The sequence below is a fragment of the Providencia sp. PROV141 genome, from assembly GCF_028481645.1.
GTDB lineage: Bacteria > Pseudomonadota > Gammaproteobacteria > Enterobacterales > Enterobacteriaceae > Providencia > Providencia rettgeri.
In genome coordinates this window covers 13,968-36,900 of the sequence record NZ_JAMPPR010000001.1, presented here as the reverse complement: position 1 = coordinate 36,900, position 22,933 = coordinate 13,968, and the positions used below count along the sequence as shown (strand labels likewise).

Here is a 22,933-nt window from a genome sequence, read left to right as displayed (position 1 = left end):
CTATTACCTATCAATTTTTATAAATTATTATTGCGATGTTATGACGTTAATCATATAGCATTTCAAAAGCAATTAATGCAGAAAAAGCACCAGGTATGAGTGGGCCGGACGTTCGGATAGCTGAGACATAATAAGTTAAGTTATTTTGGCCTGATGCAATTAACGTTGGGTTACTTTCTTTACCTATTGGTAATATTTTCCCTGCTGAATTTGCTACTTGCAACCCAAAGCCGTATGCTCCATTGACTCGAATAATATTCGAATATTCAGGTTCACTTACTGCTAGAAATTTAACTTTGACCGCAGGCTGTGTGCTACTCCATACCGTTTTTCCAGTTTGGAAATTTTGAAGCTCACTTTGAACTTGCAGGCAATTTAACAACTCAATTTGGAATGGAATAGGCTGCATCACTTGCTCAGAAGAATTTAAATCACTGAATGATATATTTCCTAGTGAAATTGATTGGTTAGTAGATTTCATGGCTAATTCGCATGGGTTTTCAGTTAAAGAACCTGAAACATGAATGACTCCATGCTGGCCATCAACCTCCCAACCATCTGTAGGCCTAAACAGATTATTATTGCCAGCAGTTGCCGGCAATACTGTGGCTAAGCAAAGTGAAATGACCACATGTTTTGAACGTAGCCAGTGGTATATTCTTAAGCTCATAAATATGTCCTCATTTAGCTTTATATTCCTTTACTATTTATTTAATGATCTTTTTTAGTAACAGAGCAGATTGTATTTTTACAATCAAAGGCTAATTTTGGACGACCACCATAATCATTAATATAAGTAATTATGGGAGTGTTACCTAGTTGCTCATTTGTCATTCCAATATTGATTTCACTAAAGGGTGCAATCATAATTGGAGTAAATTCTTTTGCATCTGTATTTTCATGAGCCCCTGCATTAATTATTGTGATATAATAAGGTGTTGGGTTTTTAACAAAAACAACACTTCCTTTTCTCTCAAGCTGCATTTTTTCTTGCCATGGTGCACTGTTTTGCTGTGGTGCAATTGCTTCTGGACGATAAAATAATTTTATTTTTGTTTGTAATGCAATCTGTAAAGTATTTGGTTTATCACTCTTCGGTGGGATCTCTCGCATATTAAAATAAAATAATGATTCTCTATCCTGAGGTAAATTTTTTATATCAGGTAAAGCTTCAATTTTCATTTGGCTAGATTTCCCTGGTTCTAATCGTTGAACCGGTGGTAATACAATCAATGGTGATGTTATTTTTTTACTTTCTTCATTTTCAATCCAACCTTGAGCAAGGTAAGGAAGTTGCTTATTATTATTATTAATATTTAAAGAGATTGACTTGTTCTCTCCATCAAAGATAACTCTTGTTCTATCTAATGAAACTGCAGCCTCTGAAAAACTACTTAGGGCTAATGACCCTAAAAAAACATTTGTTAATATTTTTTTGATATTCACTTGGTTATTACCTTTATACATTAATTTCATCTATTTAAATTAAATAATTATTTGTTTGTTTTTTACTACCTAGTTACAAGGAAGTAATAAATTGTCTTGAATTTCTCGATTCATTAATTCAGAAGGAAAAGTTATTTCACATGACATATTTTTACCCCATGTTATATTCATTGTTTCTGAAGGATGAACACCACTAATATAAGTATTACCTAAATCGCCTACAATCCCGACATTTTGCTTTTTATGGTTTGTTACTTGGGCCCCTAATGGTGGATGAGAACTATCAGTAAGTACGATAACAGCCATAACTTTTTGACCTGAAATAACTGAAAATGAGCGATATCCAATGGCACCTTCAGTCAATGTTGCTTGAATAACGGATTGTTGGGCGTCAATGTCATCAGGCAGTTTATTTAAATCAATCTGTGCTTTATTTCTATAGTAGCTACTGACATCTGAAATAACTGCTTTCCCAAATCGGTTTGATTCAACAGGAACACCAATACCGCGAATTGTAATATTTGAAACATTATCAGTATCAACTAATATACGAGCTCCACCAAGATTATTTATTCTATGGGCAACAATACCTTTTCCTGTCAAAGTCAAACCACCAGAAGTGGAAAGACCAAAAGCACTATATTGGTTATTTACATGATTCGCATTTGCTGACCAGCGAGCGCTATCTCCTTGATGTGAAATAAAAGCACTTGCAGTTCCTCCTTTTCGATTTGCGCCCGCACTGACCTGATAATTTGTTCTATCATCCAATCTGTCATAATAAGAAACACGATTGGTCGTATCATAGCGGCTTGTATTCATCGAATAACCGACATTCGCCCCGTTACTTAGTGGGAAAGATAGTGATACATAAGCGCTATCATCTGTCACACCGTTATAAAAACTGCGATTTGCAGATAAGCTAATACTCATGTTTTTTATTGGGCCAATATCCATATATTTGGACAGCATTAAACTGTAATAGTCATTATCTTTTTTGTCCCAATACGTCTGATGGTTATAATTTAAATATAATGATAATCCTATATCCTGGAAGTTTTTATTGACTGATATGGTGTATAGCTCTTTACTCCCATAATTACGTAGTCCTGTTTTTTGGGTATTTAAGAATTCACTCATACTCATATAACTTCGTTCTGAAAAACGATAACCAGCGAACTGTATTTGGCTATCGAATTCTTCAAATCGTTTAGAATAGTTTATTCGGTATGAGCTCCCACTTAATGTTCCTTCACCGGGTAAACGGGCAATAGACTGAGTAATATCAAATGAAAGAGCACCGAATGCGAGCAAATCTCGCCCAAATCCCATTGATAACGCATTATAATTTTGGCTATTTAAGCTACCACCAATTAAAGACCAACCATTGCTTATGCCCCAAGAAAATTCACCTGTAATGAAATTTTCCCCTTCACTTTGGCGATCAATATTCGTTGGCTGGCCTAGTGCAAATTTATATTGAACTTGTCCAGATCTTGTTAGATATGGCAAGTTTGCAGTATCAACTTGAAATTCTTGAATAGAACCATCTTGCTCTTTTATGGCAACATTTAGCGTTCCGGTTATAGCATCACTTAAATTTTGGATACGAAAAGGGCCTGGCGCAACTTGAGTTTCATATAATATCCGTCCTTGCTGCATGACTGTCACTGTAGCATTACTTTGTGCTATTCCTGTTATTTCAGGGGCATATCCACGTAAGTTTGGTGGCATCATGCTTAATTCAGATTGTAAACTGGCACCGATAAATCTAAAACCATCAAAAATATTTGAGGACAAATAGTCTTCACCCAGTACGAGTTTAGCCTTTAATTCAGATAGAGCTCGGTAGGCATAAAAACGATCCCATGTGAAATCAGATTGATAACGTCCTTGGCTTCCTGTCGTATGGTTATAACGACTTTGCCAATCAGCTCGAAACCGCCAAGCACCTAAATTGATACCAGCGACACCATTACTATTCACTGAAGATGAATTCGCTCCTCCGTTATAGGAATTGGTGGAATTAGCATTTACATTATAATCAATAAGCAAGGCTGATATTCCATTGTCCCAGCGAGAAGGGGGATCCCAGTTTTCTGATGTATATTCTAGGTATGCTTGAGGAATACTGACATATAAAGATGACGTAGCTAAATCACCGCGCAGTAGTAATCCTGGCAAGCTATCCTCACTAAGGCATTGCCCTTCATGCCACCATGTTAATTTTTTTTGCGACGCTGAAGTAAGCCCTAGCAGCTTAACTATTTCAGGAGATAAACAAGGCTGGCTATCTTCAGGATCATGCTCACCAGAATAATAGGGGATGTTAATATCAGATATTTGTTCATTATTAATTTTTAAAGTGAAATTATAAACCCCGGGCATAATGTAACCGGCGCGAGAGAATTGGTTTAAATCAATGTTATTTTTGTCTTCTAAATCTAAAACATCAGTATTGAATTCAATATAATTATTCGCATTGGTCGTTAAAGTCACACAACTGACTGTTAACCCAATAAGAATACTTAACAATTTTAATTTTGGTGTGTAACTAGGTAACGAAGACATAAAAACATTCCTAAAATATAGCAATAATTTATTTATTATTTAGTAATAATCCAATTTAAAACGGATTGATGTCTGATACTGTCCAGCACGTAACGGTGTGTCATTTGAAACAACTTTTAACTGATAATTCAAAATGTATTTCCCGGGTTTTATACTTTTCGGTAATGTTTTTTTTCCCGGGTAAATATATTCTCCATTCGATTCAGTTAATAATAATGCTATCCCTTGTGCAGAACCCAATACCGAAAAAAAATCCCCATTAACAGGCCCATCAAATGAAACTTCAAATGTTTTCCAAAGTTCGCCTGTATAAGATGTTAGTCTGCAACCAATTAATGTAATAAAAAAATCCTGTGCCTGTCCTTGCCCTTCTTGCTGTATTAATGACAGTGGTAATATCCCCATATCAATGGATTGTTCATAAGAACCGGTATCAATACTACACGCTGTATCCATAATGCTACCTTGCATTATCAAATCCATTGAACTCTTTGCAAAAGCACATTTAAAAAAGGGTAATAGTAAGAAAAAACACAATGACAAAATAGTTTCTTTTTTCTTTGTTATCATATTATAACCATATAAAATATACACCACGAGATTTATTAATCTCGTGGTGAGATAGCATTTTATAAAAAAATTATTTAATTATATGCTAATGTAAAGTTAGTAACTGCTTGGAATTTTCCTGGTGTTACTGGAATAACTTTGCTTTGTGCATCAACTAGCTGAAGTCCAATTAATGATGCTTGGAATTTTAATGTATTATTTCCTTCAACATAATTTTGTTTTGCGCTAGAGTTAACTTTAATTTGAGTACCTGATGAGTTCATGATCTTTACTGCGGCACCAGTAGCATCACCTGTAATCTGTAAATAGCCTGTATTTTTCCCTGCTTCAGTTCCTTTGAAAGTGACAGCAACTTGATTATCACCTTTCAGGTTACAGCCTTCTAACTTAATTTGGAACGGCTGCGCTGATGATTCACCACCATTATCTAAAGTCACATTAGATACTTGGCCTAATGGAATCTCTTGATTTTCTTCACCGGGAGCAATAGAGCATGGTGCGTCAATAATAGAACCAGAAAATGCTACCGTACCACTCCCGGCATCAACAGCTAAAGCAGATGTACTCATTAAACCAGAAATCATAGTTGCTAAAATAATTTTTTTCATTTTTTCCTCAAACGATAAGTATAGGTATACATATAAATATTTATATGCATCTTTTAAATAAAATATATTTAAATAAATATATTTAAATGGATTAATAAAAATAAATTGTATCAGAGGCTGATATCTTATTTCTTAAAGAAATTACATCATCCGAAGGGGACTTTTGAACTTCTGCAATAATAAGCTTAATAACTCTTTCAAATGGACAGTCGAGTGCTACGCTTAAATTAAATAACATATCAATACTAATTTTATTTATTCCACGTTCATAACGTGACATTTGTTGCTGTGAAACATTCACTTTCTTGGCTAGGTCACAAGCTGTAATACCATTCTCTTTGCGTATTTTTCTTATAACTAATCCACAGTAAATAGAAAATAGATTATCTTGTGTTTCATATTTGGATATGACTCTATTAACTTTACTCATAATTAATAACAAGGTCTCAGTTTAATAATTCAATAATTTATTTTACTCTTATGTATTCCCCTTAAGTGATTACAATTATAATGAGTAGATTTTTTTAAATCAAACCACTAAAAAGAATCAAGTCTAATTAACAGCTTATATTTACATTTTTTACAATTCAGTTGTTTTACTTATCTAACAATAAGTTATAAACATTCAAAGTTTTTAACAATTTTTTTAAAATCAAATTTAGAAGTTAGCTTGTTAGTCTATTAGGCTTGGTTTGATATAAAAAAAAGTATTTTTATCTGAAATTAACAAATTTTAATAAATTCTCTTGAATTGTAACAGAATAACTTGATTTCAATCAAAAACACACACATAAGGAGTGATTATGCAATTTGAAAAATGAAAGACTTTATAAAAAAATCAATAAAATCAAATGATTAATCAATACTCTCATTTAGAGTAAAAATCTACAAAAAAATACAATTAAATCATTATAGTAGCTAGCAGAGATGATGTGTGACTTCTTTTCATTACATCAATAGCCTTACTTATCTAAATATTTATACCTCCATAGCCGAGATACTATAGGGTTCTATCGACTTAATTTTTTGTTACGGGCTCTTCTAGCTTACTTCATATCTAGTAAGAGAGTTACTGCAGAGTAGTAAACAAGTACGGATATGTGTCGTTTTTTACCATAATGTTTTATTTTAAGATATGACTTAGGGCGGTCATTAGTCTGATATTTTTTAACTTGGTTTTGTTAGCCTGTACATTCAAATTGTTATGAAAGTAAGCTAGATTCTATTTATTTAGAAAGAGAAGGAGAACCAATAGTGAGTTTTTATGATATAACAGGAGAGAAAACAGCATAGTATTATATTTATAAATTAAATATTATGCTGTTTTTTGATTAATGATATTTTTTAGTTGGGTGTAAATCTAAAGTATAGGCTACACATTAAACAAGAAGTTCAGCACATCGCCGTCTTTAACGATATAGTCTTTACCTTCTGCGCGCATTTTACCGGCTTCTTTTGCGCCTTGTTCGCCACGGTATTGGATAAAATCATCAAATGCGATGGTTTGTGCGCGAATAAAGCCTTTTTCGAAGTCAGTGTGGATTTTACCTGCGGCTTGTGGTGCCGTTGCACCGACAGGGATAGTCCATGCACGCACTTCTTTAACCCCTGCAGTAAAATAAGTTTGCAGGTTTAATAACTGATAACCAGCACGAATAACACGGTTAAGACCCGGTTCTTCAATACCTAAATCAGCCATAAACTCATCGCGCTCTTCGTCTTCAAGTTCTGCAATATCGGACTCAATCGCTGCACAGACGGGAACAACTACAGAGCCTTCGGCTTCTGCAATTTTATACACCACATCTAAGAAGGGGTTATTTTCAAAACCATCTTCATTAACGTTAGCAATGTACATCGTTGGCTTTAATGTTAAGAAGCTCAAGTAGCGGATAGCGGCTTTATCTTCATTAGATAACTCTAATGTGCGTAACATACCTGCTTGCTCTAGGTGCGGCAAACATTTTTCTAATGCTTCTAATTCTGCTTTTGCGTCTTTATCGCCACCTTTTGCGCGTTTTTGGACACGATGGATAGCGCGCTCACAGGTATCAAGGTCAGCAAGTGCTAATTCAGTATTAATGACTTCAATATCTGCGGCAGGGTCAACTTGGCCTGCAACGTGAATGATATTGTCATTTTCAAAACAACGAACAACGTGACCAATGGCTTCGGTTTCACGGATATTCGTTAAAAATTGGTTACCTAGGCCTTCACCTTTAGATGCACCTTTTACTAAGCCCGCGATATCCACGAACTCCATCGTAGTTGGTAAAATACGCTGTGGCTTCACAATTTCAGCTAATTGATCAAGACGTGGGTCTGGCATTGGCACAACACCCGTGTTTGGTTCAATTGTACAGAAAGGGAAGTTGGCTGCTTCGATGCCGGCTTTGGTCAATGCATTAAACAGAGTGGATTTACCCACGTTAGGCAGACCAACGATACCGCATTTAAAACCCATATGTTTCTCACCTTAATAGCGAGGGGCAGACATGCGCTGCACCCAATGTTTAGAAATTGGCGCTGATTATACACAAAAAGTCGATTTGGATGAAATGAACTCTTATGCAGTTGCTTTAAAGCCATGCAAGCGGTTTATTGCTTTGTCCATACCATCAGCTAGTAGAATGTCAGTACACCTGACCGCTTCATCAATCGCATCATCAATGAGTTTTTGCTCAGATAACGGCGGTTTACCCAAAACAAAGCCAACGACTTTGTTTTTATCACCTGGGTGGCCAATACCAATGCGTAAACGATAAAAATTCGGGTTATTGGCGAATTTACTTTGAATATCTTTCAACCCATTGTGACCGCCATTACTGCCCCCTAATTTCATTTTAGCTACACCGGGAGGTAAATCGAGTTCATCATGGGCGACTAAAATTTCATCGAGATTGATGCGATAAAAATTGGCTATAGCGGCAACTGATTTACCACTTAGGTTCATAAATGTGGTTGGAACCAGCAGGCGGATGTCATTACCACCCATATTAATACGTGCGGTATAACCAAAAAACTTCGCTTCTTCTTTCAATGGCTGATTATGGCGCTCAGCCAGTAAATCAACATACCATGCACCTGCATTATGGCGCGTTTGTGCATATTCAGCACCCGGATTGGCAAGTCCAACAATTAACTTAATTTTGCTCACGGTGGTGATTTCACTATCAGTTATGAAAAATAATGCCCTAGTTTACCTTGTGAAATGCAGGATGTACAAAATTGTGATGGATAAAGTAACTATGTTTATAATTGCTGAATAAACTATTCGGATTTTCTGATTTCTTGATAAAAAGCATTTTTTGTACAGATATTCTTGCTAACTTCCTTCCTTGTGATGTCTATCGCAAAAAATTTTACTTAATGCACTATAATCATTACATAAATATAAAGTATGACCGAATTTATTTACACATGCTTGCTTATCAGTTTACTGGTACTGGAGGTATATATGAAACGGAAAAGCGCTCATCTTCTAGGTAATATCTTCATGGGAATCGGAATGGTGTTGATGATCGGAAGTATCGGTGTCAACTTATTCTCTCATATCGTTAACTTAGGCCTTTCAGAACTCATCACGAACGGTTCCTTATTCGGCATTTTTATCGGTGCGATGGTATGGTTAGTCGGTGCTAGGATCGGCGGCCGTGAAAAAGTTGCAGACCGTTACTGGCAATTGAAACAACAATATCATTCACGCAGAGACAATCACCGCTATCCATAAATAGTCTAGAGCAATTAATTGCTGATAATGGTGAACTAGTTTGATAATTAGGCATTAATAAGAGTGAAATTCCAAAGAATTTTGCTCTTTTGTCGTGAATATTGTTCGTTATTTTAGATGGCTATTTTTGTCGTTTCATAACGTGAAGTCACCACTATGATCGGCGATAAAATAAAAAAATAAGCACCAGTGGTTTTTTCCCTGCCAAAATCATAAAGCCCCTGCAAATGATATTGCAGGGGCTTATATTTTTTATTGTGACTTTTTCATCACGGTTGAACGCTAAAACCCAATATTGGAGAATTAGTGCTCAAACATTGCTGAAATTGACTCTTCGTTGCTAATACGACGGATAGCTTCAGCTAACATACCTGAAAGCGTTAAAGTGCGAACATTGCTCAGCGCTTTGATTTCAGGAGAAAGAGGAATAGTGTCACAAACAATGACTTCATCAATGACTGAATTTTTGATGTTGTCTACAGCATTACCTGAGAAAATCGGGTGTGTTGCGTATGCAAATACACGTTTCGCACCACGTTCTTTCAGTGCTTCAGCTGCTTTACACAGAGTACCACCGGTATCAATCATATCGTCCACTAAGATGCAATCACGACCTGAAACATCACCAATGATATGCATGACTTGAGAAACGTTCGCACGTGGGCGGCGTTTGTCAATAATGGCCATATCAGTGTCATTCAGGAGTTTTGCGATAGCTCTAGCACGTACCACGCCGCCGATGTCTGGAGATACAACGATTGGGTTTTCCAAATTCTTCTGTAACATATCTTCCAGAAGAATAGGGCTACCAAATACATTATCCACAGGAACATCAAAGAAGCCCTGGATCTGCTCTGCGTGTAAATCGACAGTGAGCACACGGTCTACACCTACACTTGACAGAAAATCGGCAACAACTTTAGCGGTGATTGGTACACGGGCAGAACGTACGCGACGATCCTGTCTTGCATAACCGAAGTAAGGGATAACAGCGGTAATACGACCAGCAGATGCACGGCGTAGGGCATCGACCATAACAACCAGTTCCATCAGGTTATCGTTGGTTGGTGCACAAGTTGACTGGATGATAAAAATATCACCACCGCGAACATTTTCATTAATTTGAACACTGACTTCGCCGTCGCTAAAACGACCAACAGCCGCGTCTCCAAGATTAGTGTAAAGGCGGTTAGCAACACGTTGTGCTAGTTCCGGTGTAGCGTTACCAGCAAAAAGCTTCATATCGGGCACGAGAAAAACCTCAGGCTTGCGTCCAGAGAGATATTGTTGACCAACAGCGACAAGGCTTATTGGTGCAATACACGGGTTATCCCAGCGCGGAACTTGTGCAGTGGGGAAACGTTAACGCCTTGAGCGACGAACCCTTGCACCCACGATGGGGCTTTATTTAACACCAGCAGGGCATCCGCTTGTGTTTCAAATTCAGAAAAAACACATGCGCCTGTTCCTGTAAGGCGAGACGGAGCATATTCTAACAGCCAAGAAACAAGCTGTTCAACCTCACGAAAACGTTTTCTTGCGATTGGTTCGCAGTCATTTGCGTACGGAGCCAGTAATAATGCGGCTAGGGAGCGTTTTGGAGAATTTCGATTTAATTGTGGATCTGTGAAGATCATCGGGGTTGATATTTCAATTCCGGGATGAGCCACCAGATACCATTTCTCTTTAGGGGAAGCTTTGGTTAAAATGTCACCAACCCCTTCGGCGAAAGCAGCATGCCCGCGAACAAACACAGGAACATCTGCTCCTAATGATGCGCCTAATTGCGCAAGGACTTCATCAGAAACCTGTGTTTTCCAGTGTTCGTTAAGCGCAATTAAGGTGGTTGCTGCGTTTGATGAGCCTCCACCAATACCTCCGCCCATCGGTAATATTTTATGAATACCGACATCGGCACCTAGTGGGCCACTGTGTTGCAACGTATCACGGCAATAGGATTGTAATAATCTAGCAGCCCGTAAAATTAGGTTTTTTTCGGGGGGAACCCCTTGCATATCCGTCAATAAATTCAACTGATCGTCATCACGTGTTGTGATAGTGATTTCATCGCCATAATCGACAAATTGAAATAGAGTTTGTAACTCGTGATAGCCATCAGGGCGTTGGCCTGTGATGTACAAAAAAAGATTTAATTTTGCCGGAGAAGGCCATGTTAACGTCATTTCTTCAGTGTCCAACTATCCATTTTCAATTTGATAAGTCTATCCCCTTGGCGTAACTCGAGATAGTTTGGCAGCATTGGTGTTGTTTTGCTGTCATAGGAAATATAGTTGAGCTGCCATGTTTCACCATTACTTTTAAACGTAACACTTTTTAGCAGGTGGTTTTCATCTAAGGTGAAGTCTGTTGCACGTCCGGGCGAACCTGTTAACCAAGCGGTTAGGTCATCAATTGGGATTTCCATACCAGTGAGCTGATAAATCAACTCGCTCGGTACGTCACTCATATGGGTTTGACCATCTTTGGTAGTTAATCGAGCTAAATCAGGTTCAACGGTAAGTTCAAGCTCACGGCTACCTAATGGGTTGGTTAACAATAAACGGTATTTTTCCGGTGTATATTGTTGCCAGAAAAACTTAGCGTACGTTTTTGTTTCTCCTCCGTTATAGGCAAAGGAGCCTCGTGTTTGGTAATCACGTAGCTGACTTAATTCTTGTTGATGTGCTTTCCACTTAGCATTCGATGCGGAACTAGTTCCTTTCGTGGTTGTTTGTGACGTTGTCACGCAAGCAGTTAGCAAGACGCATGAAAGTGGCAATAGGCGAAAAAAGTGCTTATTTATGTGCATAAACGGTAAAGCTTGAGTTAATTGCATATCAAATCTCAAAGTTGTATTGGGCGCTGATAGCAGTCTCTATTGAGTTACTTGCATTTAAAGAGGTTTAGTTTAGCGCGATATGGCTATCTGAGTCATCTATTGCACTCGATGATATACCTAACCGATAAAAATCTGTAAGTGATTTACTGTTTGTATACAAATAACATAGTGCATTGACAGCAGGAATGGTTTTCTAAAGTGATTATTAGACCAACCTAAGCTTGTCACCATTTGCTTTCTGTGCGAAATAATTGCATCCTCTATGCATCTTATTGCAGTTAATTTATCATTGTTAATAATGATATGGCTGATAATCAGTTTTATATAGTATAAATAAACGATAAAATTACGATCAGTTTTGACTGATAAAATCGCCATTACGTCTGTTATTTCGGTTTATTTTTTGGCGTGGGTCATCTTTCTGAAGGATAGGCTTATGCAAACCGTAGAAAGAGAGACGCGGATCATCTACAATAGAACAATATAAATAACAGTCATGCTAATTGGTAGGAAATACCCATCGAGCATAACTGAAAATAATTAGCACTGTAAGCAATGTGAGCAAGTCGTAAAGCACAATGACCTTATTAGCCTTAGGCATCAACCATAAAACAGCACCAGTAGCCCTGCGTGAGCGGGTGACTTTTGGTCCTGAAAAAATTGACCATGCACTTGAGGAACTTCTCAAACAGCCTCAAGTGAATGGTGGCGTTGTGCTGTCTACCTGTAATAGAACTGAGCTTTATTTGAGCCTTGAATCGCAAGAACGAGCTCAAGAACAGCTAGTAAAATGGCTGTGTGATTTTCATGGTATAACCCAAAAAGATTTACAGCCGAGTCTCTATTGGCACCAAGACGACCGCGCGGTTAGTCACCTAATGCGTGTCGCTAGTGGCTTGGATTCACTTGTTTTGGGTGAACCACAAATATTAGGGCAAGTCAAAAAGGCGTTTGCGCTTTCACAAGGTAACCACTCGTTATCGAGCGAACTTGAGCGTCTTTTCCAGAAATCGTTTTCTGTTGCAAAACGTGTGCGCACAGAAACCGATATTGGTGCGAATGCAGTTTCTGTCGCATTTGCAGCTTGTACACTTGCTCGCCAAATATTTGAATCACTCAAACATTTAAACATCTTGTTAGTGGGTGCAGGGGAAACAATTGAGCTTGTGGCGCGTCATTTACGTGAACATGGCGTACAAAAAATGATGATAGCTAACCGAACACGTGAACGGGCGGAATTATTGGCCAATGAGGTCAATGCACAAGTCATTTCGTTATCGGATATTGATAACCGCTTAGCGGAAGCAGATATTGTCATTAGCTCAACGGCGAGTCCTTTACCCATCATAGGGAAAGGGATGGTCGAACGTGCAATGAAAATACGTCGTAGTAAGCCGATGTTATTAATTGATATTGCCGTTCCTCGAGATATCGAACAAGATGTTGAAAAATTAAGAGATGTTTATCTCTATACTGTGGATGATTTGCAATCTATCATTGCACAGAACCTTGCTCAGCGAAAAGCCGCAGCCGTTGAAGCTGAATATATTGTTGAGCAAGAAAGTAGCCACTTTATGGATTGGTTGCGCTCACAAGCGGCAGTGTCTACAATTCGCGATTATAGAGAACAAGCTGAGGCCATTCGGGCAAACATGACTGAAAAAGCGTTGACCGCTATCCGTCAAGGCGCAGACCCTGAGCAAGTGATCATGCAATTATCGCAACAATTAACCAACCGCCTTATTCACGCTCCAACCAAATCTTTGCAGCAAGCTGCAGGTAATGGGGATGTCGAGCGTCTAAATCTACTTAGGGACAGCCTAGGGCTGGACCATCAATAACCACATTTTAATCATAGGTCTTATATAACGAATGAAGCCTTCTATTGTCGCAAAATTAGAAGCATTACAAGAACGCTACGAAGAAATTGAAGCGCACCTTGCTGATGCAGGTGTAATTGCCGATCAAGACCGTTTTCGTGCTTTATCAAAAGAATATGCCCAATTGTCTGATGTCGCTAAATGCTTTAGCGCATGGCGCACAGTACAGGATGACATCGAAACAGCTGAAATGTTGTTAGACGATCCTGAAATGAAAGAAATGGCTCAAGAAGAGCTTAAAGAAGCCAAAGCGCGCAATGAAGAGCTCGAACAGCAATTACAATTGTTGCTGCTTCCGAAAGATCCTGATGATGAATATAACTGTTTCGTTGAAATCCGTGCGGGTGCCGGGGGAGACGAAGCGGCAATTTTTGCGGGTGATCTATTCCGTATGTATAGCCGTTATGCAGAAAACAACCGCTGGCGCGTTGAATTAATGAGCACGAGCGATGGCGAACATGGCGGTTTTAAAGAAGTCATCGCGAAAATTTCCGGTGATAGCGTTTATGGTCGCTTAAAATTTGAGTCAGGTGGTCACCGTGTTCAACGTGTTCCCGAAACGGAGTCTCAAGGCCGTATTCATACATCCGCTTGTACTGTAGCGATTTTACCTGAACTGCCAGAAGCTGAATTACCTGAGATCAGCCCTGCGGATTTACGTATTGATACTTTCCGCTCATCGGGTGCGGGTGGGCAGCACGTTAACACCACAGATTCAGCAATACGTATTACCCATATTCCGACGGGCATTGTTGTTGAGTGCCAAGATGAACGTTCGCAGCATAAAAATAAAGCAAAAGCGATGTCTGTATTAGGTGCGCGTATTCGCCAAGCCGAAATGGATAAGCGCCAAGCCGCAGAAGCATCTGAGCGTCGTAATCTGCTAGGTTCCGGTGACCGTTCTGACCGTATTCGTACCTATAATTTTCCACAAGGCCGAGTGACTGACCACCGTATTAACTTAACGTTATATCGTTTGGATGAAGTGATGGAAGGGAAATTGGATTCACTTATCCAACCTATCATCAATGAATACCAGGCAGACCAACTTTCTGCGTTGTCTGAGCAGGAATAATGCAGTATATCGAATGGGTCAAGCAGGCAGTCAACAGACTGTCTGCAAGTGACAGCGCGAAGCGAGATGCTGAAATTTTACTGGAACATGTCACAGGTCGCAGCCGTACCTATCTTTTTGCATTTGGTGAGACAGAACTCAATGCCGAAGAATGCCAACAAGCTGAATGTCTTTTGCAACGCCGTGAGAAAGGTGAGCCTATTGCCTATATTATCGGTGAACGTGAGTTCTGGTCCCTTCCTCTTTACGTCTCTCCTGCGACATTAATACCTAGGCCTGATACCGAATGCATTGTTGAACAAGCCTTATCTAGGTTAACAGAGCAAAAAAATCAAATTTTAGATTTAGGTACTGGGACAGGAGCAATTGCACTAGCCTTGGCATCTGAAATGCCGCAAAGTCAGGTTATCGGTGTTGATTTTAACCCTGATGCAGTTGCTTTAGCACAACGAAATCAGCAGCGTTTGAATATTTCAAATGTCAATTTTATACAAAGTAATTGGTTTGCTTCACTATCAATTCAACAATTTGATATGATTATCAGTAATCCACCCTATATTGATGAAAATGATACGCATCTCAGCGAAGGTGACGTGCGATTTGAGCCGTTAACCGCTCTAGTGGCTAAGGATGAAGGCTTAGCTGATTTAATGCATATCATTCAAGAATCTAAAAAATATCTTAAAAATCAAGGGTGGTTGCTTCTTGAGCATGGCTGGACACAAGGTCTTGCGGTGCGTGATTTATTTGAAGTACATGGGTACACCAAAATTGAGACCTGTCTTGATTATGGTGGAAGAGAGCGAATTTCACTCGGTCAATGGAATGGTTAAGTGGCATAGCAGTGGGAATGTAATGAAAACCATAGCGAATATAGAATTTAATCAACTCCCTTTAAGTGAAGGGATCATGACTGTTTCACAATGTATCCGTCATGATTTCCCGCTGATGAAAGTGCAAGCTCAGTTAGATAGCTTAGTCTCATCAGCCAAGTCTCGTATCGATTTAACCGCTGATAACGAAACAAAAATTCAGCAATTGGCCTCACTTTTTTACCAAGAGTGGTCGTTTGGCGCAGCTGAAGGGATCTATTTGTTATCGGATATGCTGTGGCTAGACAAAGTATTGTCATCTAAACAAGGTACGCCTGTGACACTCGGTGCTATTTTTTTATATATTGCCGAACGCCTTGATATTGCGATTTATCCCGCTATTTTCCCTACTCAATTATTATTTGTTAGTGAAAGAAATGATGGCAGCCAATGGGTAATTAACCCTGTTAATGGTGAGTCTTTATCATTACACACGTTAAATTTGTGGCTCAAAGGAACCGTTGATCCTTTTTCTGAGTTTTACTACGACCAACTTGAGGCAGCAGAAAACAGCATTGTTATTCGTAAAATTTTTGACACGCTCAAAGCTGCATTAATGGAAGAAAAAAAGATGGAGTTAGCGTTACGGGTTTGTGAAACGCTTTTGACTCTTGATCCTGAAGACCCTTACGAAATTCGTGACAGAGGGTTAATTCTTGCGCATTTAGATTGTAATCATGTGGCATTGAGCGATCTCAATTATTTTATTGAACATTGCCCAGAAGACCCAGTCTCTGAAATGATTAAAATACAAATTTATTCGCTGGATAACCATCCAGTCGTATTACATTAATTAACATACAGGCCAATTTTCCTGTTTCAATATTAAAGGTAAGAGTATGCAACAGAAAGTAGTCAATATTGGTGATATCAATGTCGCGAACGACTTGCCGTTTGTGTTATTTGGTGGGATGAATGTATTAGAATCCCGTGATATGGCGATGAAAGTGTGTGAGCATTATGTCACAGTGACACAAAAGTTGGGGATCCCTTACGTATTTAAAGCGTCATTTGATAAAGCTAACCGCTCATCAATTCACTCTTACCGTGGTCCAGGTCTTGAAGAAGGAATGAAAATATTCCAAGAGCTGAAACAAACATTTGGCGTAAAAATCATTACGGATGTTCATGAGCCAGCACAAGCTGCCCCTGTTGCCGAAGTTGTTGATGTCATTCAATTACCAGCGTTCTTAGCCCGTCAAACGGACTTAGTTGCAGCAATGGCTAAAACAGATGCGGTAATTAATATCAAAAAACCTCAGTTTATCAGCCCAGGACAAATGGGAAATATCGTTGAGAAATTTATCGAAGGTGGTAACGATAAAATTATTCTTTGCGACCGCGGTGCAAACTTTGGTTATGACAACCTAGTTGTTGATATGCTTGGCTTTAATGTCATGGTTCAAGCATCAAAAGGCTGTCCTGTCATTTTCGACGTAACCCACGCATTGCAATGCCGCGACCCATTTGGTGCAGCATCTGGTGGCCGTCGTGGTCAAGTTGCTGAGCTGGCAAGAGCGGGAATGGCGGTTGGGATCGCAGGGTTATTTCTTGAAGCCCATCCAGACCCAGACAACGCGCGTTGTGATGGTCCATCAGCATTACCATTAGATAAGCTAGAGCCATTCTTAAAACAAATGAAAGCAATCGACGAAGTTGTAAAAAGCTTCCCTGAGTTAGATACAAGTCGCTAAGTTAGGCGGTTTATGCAACTCACTGAAGTCGTTTCTATGTTCGGCGCTGATTTACAGCGCCGATATGGTGAAAAAATTTATAAAATTACCTTACATGGTGGTTTTAATTGCCCAAACCGTGATGGCACCCTTGGGCGAGGCGGCTGCACCTTCTGTAATGTGGCTTCTTTTGCCGATGAAAGCCAATCATCTCAAACCATCAGTGAACAAATTCACCAACAGATTACCCGAATTTCCCGCGCAAAACGTTATTTAGCTTATTTCCAAGCCTATACCAGTACCTACGCAGAAGTGAGTCTGCTAAAGCAGCTCTATGAAGACGCTTTACAACAGGCTGATATTATTGGCTTGTGTGTTGGAACGCGCCCTGATTGTGTTCCTGATGCGGTATTATCTTTATTGAGTTGTTACCAACAACAAGGTTATGAAATATGGCTTGAGCTAGGTTTACAAAGTGCTCATGATAAAACGCTACATCGTATTAATCGCGGCCATGGTTTTGATGCATACCAACAAACAACGCAAAAAGCTCGTAGCCTTGGATTAAAAGTTTGTACGCATTTGATTTGTGGGCTACCCGGTGAAAATGCCCAAATGAATATGCAAACATTGGATAAAGTACTTGAGTGTGGAACGGATGGCATCAAACTTCACCCGCTACATATTGTTGAAGGTAGTGTAATGGCAAAAAGTTGGCGAGCAGGGCGCTTGGCAACACTTTCTCTTGATGAATATACCCAAATTGCCGGTGAAATGGTGCGTCATACTCCAACTGACATTGTCTACCACCGTATTAGTGCCAGTGCCAGAAAACCGACGTTACTCGCCCCGAGCTGGTGTGAAAACCATTGGGTAGGAATGAATAACTTATATCAATACTTCTTAAAATGGGGAGGCCAAGGCTCTGCGCTTTGACTTCTTTAATGAGAACAATTATGAAACCAAACTTTTTTAAAGCTATTATCGTTTCATCCCTAATTACGTTTTCTTTTCAAGCTATTGCTCAACTTGATATTACCCCTGAAGATAAACAAAAATTTGTACAAACTCACCAAAAAGCAACGAAGAAAGATGCCCTTGCTCAGTATCAGCTGGCCCAAATGTATTTTTCCGGTTTAGGTGTTCTACAAAATCTTAATAGTGCGCGTTTATGGGCAAACGAATCCGCAAAAAATGGTAATGCAGATGGTTATGCGTTATTGGCGGATATCAATCTATTAAGTGATAGTTACTTTTCACAGGAATTGGTTGATGCACGTAAATACGCGATTAAAGCGGTTGAAATGGGCAGTACACGGGGAAAAATCAGTTTAGCAGAGTCATTGATAAACCCAATTGCAGGTAAAACGGATTATCAACAGTCTATAGAACTTCTAAAGGAAGTTAACGTGCTAAATAACCCAGACTTTTTTATTGCTCCAGTTTTGCTTGGCGTTATCTACCTAGATGGCCAAGGTGTCGCAAAAGATGAAAAGCAAGCACAACAATGGTTTGATAAGGCAAATGAGATGACTTATCCAGGGTATGCAGAATGGATGGCAGCATTTAGATTTTCTGAAGATAACACAGGAACGGTGGCTATCGACCCAGTAAAAGCAAAAAAATTAAGGGCAATAGCCTGCGAAAAAGGGAAAGAAGCGGGGAATGAGATGTTTTGCTTCAATGAGTAACAGTTAAACCGCCATGTAAAATAACATGGCGGTTTAGTTAAGGGACTTAATTAAGACGCTGTTGTTGCCTTTTCTGTGTCGATAGAACCCGCCTGTTCGATAGCCTTAACAGCTTCAAGTGCATGATCCATTGAATTATAAAAACTTAACACGCCTTCAATCGGTGTAACTTTTGCTCTTGCCAACGTTTTTAATGGCTGGAACGGAATGTCACAAACTAAGACATGGGTATCTTTGCGTACGGCATCGATGAATTTTTCGAAAGCTTCTAAGCCACCCGCATCTAAGACCGGTACTGCGTCCCATTGCATAATGATGGTTTCATAACCTGCGCTTTTGACACGTAATTCATCAAAAATACGCTCAGCAGCAGCGAAAAATAATGGGCCATTTATTCTTACGACTAAACGGCTTCGCTCTTCATCTGTTTCCGCTAGTTGTGTTGAACGGGTCATATTGGCAATTCGTCGCATAAACAATAATGACGCGAGAACAATCCCGACAGTGATAGCAATAACCATATCGAATAGAACGGTTAGAGACATACATAGTACTAATACAATAATGTCATCTTTTGGCGCGCGTTTAATCAAATAAACGACTTTACCCGCCGCACTCATGTTCCAAGCTACAATCAATAATAATGCAGACATGGCGGCTAATGGCAAATAAGAGAGCATTGGAGCCAGAACCAATAATGTGAGTATCACCAATATTGAGTGAATAATGGCAGAAATGGGCGATGTTGCGCCTGCGCGGACGTTAGCCGCAGAACGAGCTATTGCGGCAGTTGCGGTGATACCACCAAAAAAAGGTGCTACAATGTTCCCCACTCCTTGGCCAATAAGTTCGCTATTGGAATGGTGTTTGGTTCCCGTCATGTTGTCCAATACTACGGCACATAGTAGTGATTCAATCGCACCAAGCACTGCCATAGAAAATGCAGCAGGCATTAATGCGGTGATCATCGCCCAGTTAATTGGCGCACTTCCGGGGAGCTCCCATGGCAAAATAAACTGCGGTAGGATAGGGGGAATGCCATTACCTTCAGAGCCATCAGGCAATAAATAGCTAAATTCAGAACCAATAGTCGCGACTTCCATGCCAAATAATGAAAGCACCCACATGACGAAAGTCCCGACAATCAGGGCAGGTAAATGGCCGGGAAATCTTAATTTTAATTTAGGCCAGAAGATAAGCACCAAAAGAGTTGAAAGCCCAATTAGTGTGTCGCTGTATTGAAACGTGGGGAATGTATTACCAATAGCAATTAGCTTATCAACATAGTTTTCTGGGACATGCACCATTTGCAAACCAAAGAAATCTTTAATTTGCATTGTGGCAATGGTGATGGCAATACCGGAAGTGAAGCCTAATGTAACAGATACAGGGATATATTCGATGAATTTACCGAACCGAGCAAAGCCCATCGCAAGCAGGATAACCCCTGACATCATTGTCGCAACCAGCAACCCGCTGAGCCCAAATTGCTGTGAAACAGGGTAGAGGATCACTACAAATGCAGCTGTGGGGCCAGAAACGCTATAGCGAGACCCACCTGTTATCGCAATGACGATCCCTGCAATAGCCGCGGTATATAGCCCATATTGCGGCGGAACACCACTTGCAATAGCCAAAGCCATTGCGAGCGGAATAGCGATAATACCCACGGTAATACCCGCAATTAAATCTTTAATAAAGCGAGTAGCTGTATATTTTTCTTTCCAACAAGAATCTATTAGCGCACTAAAAGGGCGCAACCTATTAATTTTTTTTGTACTCATTATACCCTACCAAATAACAGGGTGAAAAATAAACGAAAGATGTACCTATAAGGATACGCTTAGCAATCTGAAAAAAATCTGTTATGTATCAATGAATCTGCAATTATCATAACGTTTTCAGTAACAAAAGTAAAAAACCGTTATATTATAAAGAAAAACAATTAGAATACATTTTATATAGCTGCTTTTTAGTTTTAGGCTACATATATGTAATAGCAATTTTATTTTTTGAACGGTAAATATAAATAATAGTATTGACTAATACTTAATCAATCAACTTGCTATTATTGCTACCAATAACCCTATCCATTGCACGAGTATTAACCCAAGAGCATGAGTGAAAAGACGTTTAGTCCCTGACCACCTTTGCTGCATTGTGTGATGTTTGATTTTGTTTGGAAATAAAAAATTTAATGCATTATCAAAATGTTCTGTTTCATTATGTGTGTAGATAATTTTAAAAAAATGGTTATCGAGCCATAGGCGATATATATAATACTGGCAAGTTATAAATATAATTATATTGGCGAATAAAATATATTTAGGGTAATTAGAATGGAAATACAAAGCGAATTGACAAAATAATGCCAATACAGACCCAGTCGCAAAATAACGCCAACTATGAGTTAAAATAGTGATAACTTCACCTTGTTGTTTATTCATCAATGTATTCATTATTCACTCGACTTAGATGGTAATCGGCATACCAATTATTCAGTTGTTGTATCGTTGCTGCATTTAAAATCACTTGTGGGCGAGCTTGTTCAACTAATGCTACGGCTTCTTCTGTGTTTTTAGCATCGCCATGATGTACCAACCATGCAACAGCAACAGTCGCACTTCGTGAATAACCTAATTTGCAATGAATGTATACCGCCCCATGTTTTACCAGTGCATCCATAGTATGGACTGACTTTTCGATATCTTCCGCGCTTAGTGGTAACAAATCAATTTGCGGTTGGCTACAATATTTAAGCCCTTTGCTGTAAGAATTGCGAGGCCATTCGCAAGTCATATCTAACACAGCTTGAGTTTGCAAAGCGTAAAGTGGGCGCCCTCCCAAAACAATGTGTTTATTCACAATACTGGGTTGTGCGCAGTGCTTAGCAAAGTAATGATAGGTTCCCCAAGCAATCAGCCGGTATGGTAGTAATAAAATAGCGGCAGAAGGGGAAATATTCCCTTCCGGTGTTTTTTGGAAAACGCTAGCACCAGCGCCTAAATAACCAAGGGTAATAAAAAAGAGAGCGATAGCGGGCCATAACAGTAACCAAGCGAATCCTTGGAAGATAAACGCAAGAATAAAGCAAACAAGAGAACCTATGCCATAATTTTTGCTCATTTTAAAACTGCGAGGTGACCCCGTGTAATGCCATTGCCAGTGAGTTTGTATAGGAAGTAAATAACTAATTAATAAGCCAACGGCAAAGCCGGTGACGACATCAATAAAGTGGTGCTGCCAAGTCGTCAATACGGACAGGAGAATGAGTATCGACCAACTATGAAGCAACCAGCGCCATTTTGTTGGTGTATGTGCTCGAAAACGTAACCATAAGATCCACAATAAAATAATATGTAATGAAGGAGCTTGGTTAAAGGGGAGGTCAAATAGCTCTAGGCTGTCAAACATCCAGCCAAATAGGCCATCAGTACTTGGTCGAGGGAAACTAAACTTAAGTGGAAATAGCAAAAAACCAATACAAGCGACAATCGAAGCCGTGATGAGCCGTAAGCCATGGATCATTTGTTCTTTACGGGTTGTGCAAATAAATAAAGATAACCCATAAAAAAGATCAATGCTCCAATAGGGAATGATAGACCAAGGGAGAAATGGAATATGGGTTTCCCAAGAAAAAACGATAGAAGGAACCTGATTTAACGTTGCGGTATACGTATTGACTTGGCCATAAGTTAGGAAGAAAAAAGGTGCTAGAAAAACTAGCCATAGCAAACCAGAGCGTATTATTTGGCGTCGAGATACAGCCTGTTGAGGTTTGCGGGTTGCAGTTATCATCCTTTATCCTATTCCTTTAAATGGCAACGAACTGGCGGTGATATCAGTAAATGATTAGGGAAATAAATAACGCTAAGCAGCATAGGTGCTTTGCGGGCAATAAACAATGGCTATCACCTAAAGTTGAAGTTAGTGATTGATGTCAACAATGTGGCATCAATCACAATGCGAGATAAATAG

21 protein-coding genes are annotated in these 22,933 nt (G+C 39.3%); 8 read left to right on the top strand and 13 right to left on the bottom strand.

The window, feature by feature from the left end:
• Nucleotides 1–46: 46 nt before the first annotated feature.
• The 8 genes from PSF09_RS00170 to pth all read right to left on the bottom strand — a co-directional run bounded on the left by PSF09_RS00170 (nt 47) and on the right by pth (nt 8,352).
• On the bottom strand, nt 47–670 hold the full coding sequence (locus tag PSF09_RS00170; RefSeq protein WP_272683310.1) for a fimbrial protein: 624 nt from the start codon (nt 668–670) through the stop codon (nt 47–49).
• A 41-nt stretch (nt 671–711) separates the two neighbouring features.
• Nucleotides 712–1,467, bottom strand: coding sequence for a fimbria/pilus periplasmic chaperone (locus PSF09_RS00165; RefSeq protein ID WP_272683309.1), 756 nt, complete (start codon nt 1,465–1,467; stop codon nt 712–714).
• 48 nt (nt 1,468–1,515) lie between these two features.
• Nucleotides 1,516–4,017, bottom strand: a complete 2,502-nt coding sequence (locus tag PSF09_RS00160) for an outer membrane usher protein (protein ID WP_272683308.1) — start codon at nt 4,015–4,017, stop codon at nt 1,516–1,518.
• Between the two features lie 39 nt (nt 4,018–4,056).
• Nucleotides 4,057–4,473 carry a fimbrial protein gene (locus PSF09_RS00155; RefSeq protein WP_272683307.1) on the bottom strand — a complete coding sequence of 139 codons (417 nt, stop codon included), beginning with the start codon at nt 4,471–4,473 and terminating at the stop codon, nt 4,057–4,059.
• A 188-nt stretch (nt 4,474–4,661) separates the two neighbouring features.
• Nucleotides 4,662–5,195 (bottom strand): fimbrial protein, encoded by a 534-nt coding sequence (locus PSF09_RS00150; protein WP_272683306.1) that lies wholly within the window; start codon nt 5,193–5,195, stop codon nt 4,662–4,664.
• Between the two features lie 91 nt (nt 5,196–5,286).
• On the bottom strand, nt 5,287–5,625 hold the full coding sequence (locus PSF09_RS00145; RefSeq protein WP_166265137.1) for a helix-turn-helix domain-containing protein: 339 nt from the start codon (nt 5,623–5,625) through the stop codon (nt 5,287–5,289).
• A gap of 942 nt (nt 5,626–6,567) precedes the next feature.
• Nucleotides 6,568–7,659, bottom strand: coding sequence for a redox-regulated ATPase YchF (gene ychF / locus PSF09_RS00140; RefSeq protein WP_004910600.1), 1,092 nt, complete (start codon nt 7,657–7,659; stop codon nt 6,568–6,570).
• A 102-nt stretch (nt 7,660–7,761) separates the two neighbouring features.
• Entirely contained in the window at nt 7,762–8,352 is a 591-nt protein-coding gene (gene pth / locus PSF09_RS00135; protein ID WP_272665015.1) for an aminoacyl-tRNA hydrolase, read from the bottom strand.
• A 300-nt stretch (nt 8,353–8,652) separates the two neighbouring features.
• On the opposite strand from pth, the gene ychH reads away from it, so the two are divergent.
• Complete coding sequence (gene ychH / locus PSF09_RS00130) at nt 8,653–8,925, top strand: stress-induced protein YchH (protein ID WP_115167325.1); 273 nt, start codon at nt 8,653–8,655, stop codon at nt 8,923–8,925.
• Between the two features lie 303 nt (nt 8,926–9,228).
• On the opposite strand, the gene prs is transcribed toward ychH, so the two are convergent.
• Genes prs through lolB form a run of 3 tightly spaced genes read right to left on the bottom strand, consistent with a single transcriptional unit; the run spans nt 9,229 to nt 11,761 of the window.
• Nucleotides 9,229–10,176 (bottom strand): ribose-phosphate diphosphokinase, encoded by a 948-nt coding sequence (gene prs, locus PSF09_RS00125; RefSeq protein WP_004910604.1) that lies wholly within the window; start codon nt 10,174–10,176, stop codon nt 9,229–9,231.
• Nucleotides 10,177–10,232: 56 nt separating this feature from the next.
• Complete coding sequence (gene ispE, locus PSF09_RS00120; protein WP_272683305.1) at nt 10,233–11,108, bottom strand: 4-(cytidine 5'-diphospho)-2-C-methyl-D-erythritol kinase; 876 nt, start codon at nt 11,106–11,108, stop codon at nt 10,233–10,235.
• On the bottom strand, nt 11,105–11,761 hold the full coding sequence (lolB, locus tag PSF09_RS00115) for a lipoprotein insertase outer membrane protein LolB (protein WP_272683304.1): 657 nt from the start codon (nt 11,759–11,761) through the stop codon (nt 11,105–11,107). The genes ispE and lolB overlap by 4 nt, the downstream gene beginning before the upstream one ends.
• A 581-nt stretch (nt 11,762–12,342) precedes the next feature.
• Here lolB and hemA point away from each other — a divergent pair.
• Genes hemA through PSF09_RS00080 form a run of 7 tightly spaced genes read left to right on the top strand, consistent with a single transcriptional unit; the run spans nt 12,343 to nt 18,955 of the window.
• Nucleotides 12,343–13,605 carry a glutamyl-tRNA reductase gene (hemA, locus tag PSF09_RS00110; protein WP_272665014.1) on the top strand — a complete coding sequence of 421 codons (1,263 nt, stop codon included), beginning with the start codon at nt 12,343–12,345 and terminating at the stop codon, nt 13,603–13,605.
• Nucleotides 13,606–13,636: 31 nt separating this feature from the next.
• Nucleotides 13,637–14,719 carry a peptide chain release factor 1 gene (gene prfA / locus PSF09_RS00105; RefSeq protein WP_004264135.1) on the top strand — a complete coding sequence of 361 codons (1,083 nt, stop codon included), beginning with the start codon at nt 13,637–13,639 and terminating at the stop codon, nt 14,717–14,719.
• Nucleotides 14,719–15,552, top strand: a complete 834-nt coding sequence (prmC, locus tag PSF09_RS00100; protein ID WP_272665013.1) for a peptide chain release factor N(5)-glutamine methyltransferase — start codon at nt 14,719–14,721, stop codon at nt 15,550–15,552. Before prfA ends, prmC begins: the two co-directional genes overlap by 1 nt.
• A 22-nt stretch (nt 15,553–15,574) precedes the next feature.
• Nucleotides 15,575–16,384, top strand: coding sequence for an invasion regulator SirB1 (gene sirB1, locus PSF09_RS00095; protein ID WP_272665012.1), 810 nt, complete (start codon nt 15,575–15,577; stop codon nt 16,382–16,384).
• Between the two features lie 46 nt (nt 16,385–16,430).
• Nucleotides 16,431–17,285 carry a 3-deoxy-8-phosphooctulonate synthase gene (gene kdsA / locus PSF09_RS00090; protein WP_004255137.1) on the top strand — a complete coding sequence of 285 codons (855 nt, stop codon included), beginning with the start codon at nt 16,431–16,433 and terminating at the stop codon, nt 17,283–17,285.
• 12 nt (nt 17,286–17,297) lie between these two features.
• Complete coding sequence (locus PSF09_RS00085; protein WP_272658371.1) at nt 17,298–18,200, top strand: TIGR01212 family radical SAM protein; 903 nt, start codon at nt 17,298–17,300, stop codon at nt 18,198–18,200.
• Nucleotides 18,201–18,220: 20 nt separating this feature from the next.
• The gene (locus PSF09_RS00080; protein WP_272683303.1) at nt 18,221–18,955 is read left to right on the top strand and encodes a tetratricopeptide repeat protein; all 735 of its coding nucleotides are present in this window, start codon (nt 18,221–18,223) and stop codon (nt 18,953–18,955) included.
• A 50-nt stretch (nt 18,956–19,005) separates the two neighbouring features.
• On the opposite strand, the gene dauA is transcribed toward PSF09_RS00080, so the two are convergent.
• Both dauA and PSF09_RS00070 read right to left on the bottom strand, forming a co-directional pair.
• Nucleotides 19,006–20,739, bottom strand: coding sequence for a C4-dicarboxylic acid transporter DauA (dauA, locus tag PSF09_RS00075; RefSeq protein WP_272683302.1), 1,734 nt, complete (start codon nt 20,737–20,739; stop codon nt 19,006–19,008).
• A gap of 655 nt (nt 20,740–21,394) precedes the next feature.
• Complete coding sequence (locus PSF09_RS00070; RefSeq protein WP_272683301.1) at nt 21,395–22,753, bottom strand: phosphatase PAP2/dual specificity phosphatase family protein; 1,359 nt, start codon at nt 22,751–22,753, stop codon at nt 21,395–21,397.
• Nucleotides 22,754–22,933 lie beyond the last annotated feature (180 nt).

Coding starts and splice junctions, on each gene's coding strand:
- PSF09_RS00170 (WP_272683310.1), bottom strand. CDS start 670: ATGAGCTTAAGAATATACCACTGGCTACGTTCAAAACATGTGGTCATT.
- PSF09_RS00165 (WP_272683309.1), bottom strand. CDS start 1,467: ATGTATAAAGGTAATAACCAAGTGAATATCAAAAAAATATTAACAAAT.
- PSF09_RS00160 (WP_272683308.1), bottom strand. CDS start 4,017: ATGTCTTCGTTACCTAGTTACACACCAAAATTAAAATTGTTAAGTATT.
- PSF09_RS00155 (WP_272683307.1), bottom strand. CDS start 4,473: ATGGATACAGCGTGTAGTATTGATACCGGTTCTTATGAACAATCCATT.
- PSF09_RS00150 (WP_272683306.1), bottom strand. CDS start 5,195: ATGAAAAAAATTATTTTAGCAACTATGATTTCTGGTTTAATGAGTACA.
- PSF09_RS00145 (WP_166265137.1), bottom strand. CDS start 5,625: ATGAGTAAAGTTAATAGAGTCATATCCAAATATGAAACACAAGATAAT.
- ychF (WP_004910600.1), bottom strand. CDS start 7,659: ATGGGTTTTAAATGCGGTATCGTTGGTCTGCCTAACGTGGGTAAATCC.
- ychH (WP_115167325.1), top strand. CDS start 8,653: ATGAAACGGAAAAGCGCTCATCTTCTAGGTAATATCTTCATGGGAATC.
- ispE (WP_272683305.1), bottom strand. CDS start 11,108: ATGACGTTAACATGGCCTTCTCCGGCAAAATTAAATCTTTTTTTGTAC.
- lolB (WP_272683304.1), bottom strand. CDS start 11,761: ATGCAATTAACTCAAGCTTTACCGTTTATGCACATAAATAAGCACTTT.
- hemA (WP_272665014.1), top strand. CDS start 12,343: ATGACCTTATTAGCCTTAGGCATCAACCATAAAACAGCACCAGTAGCC.
- prfA (WP_004264135.1), top strand. CDS start 13,637: ATGAAGCCTTCTATTGTCGCAAAATTAGAAGCATTACAAGAACGCTAC.
- prmC (WP_272665013.1), top strand. CDS start 14,719: ATGCAGTATATCGAATGGGTCAAGCAGGCAGTCAACAGACTGTCTGCA.
- sirB1 (WP_272665012.1), top strand. CDS start 15,575: ATGAAAACCATAGCGAATATAGAATTTAATCAACTCCCTTTAAGTGAA.
- kdsA (WP_004255137.1), top strand. CDS start 16,431: ATGCAACAGAAAGTAGTCAATATTGGTGATATCAATGTCGCGAACGAC.
- PSF09_RS00085 (WP_272658371.1), top strand. CDS start 17,298: ATGCAACTCACTGAAGTCGTTTCTATGTTCGGCGCTGATTTACAGCGC.
- PSF09_RS00080 (WP_272683303.1), top strand. CDS start 18,221: ATGAAACCAAACTTTTTTAAAGCTATTATCGTTTCATCCCTAATTACG.
- dauA (WP_272683302.1), bottom strand. CDS start 20,739: ATGAGTACAAAAAAAATTAATAGGTTGCGCCCTTTTAGTGCGCTAATA.
- PSF09_RS00070 (WP_272683301.1), bottom strand. CDS start 22,753: ATGATAACTGCAACCCGCAAACCTCAACAGGCTGTATCTCGACGCCAA.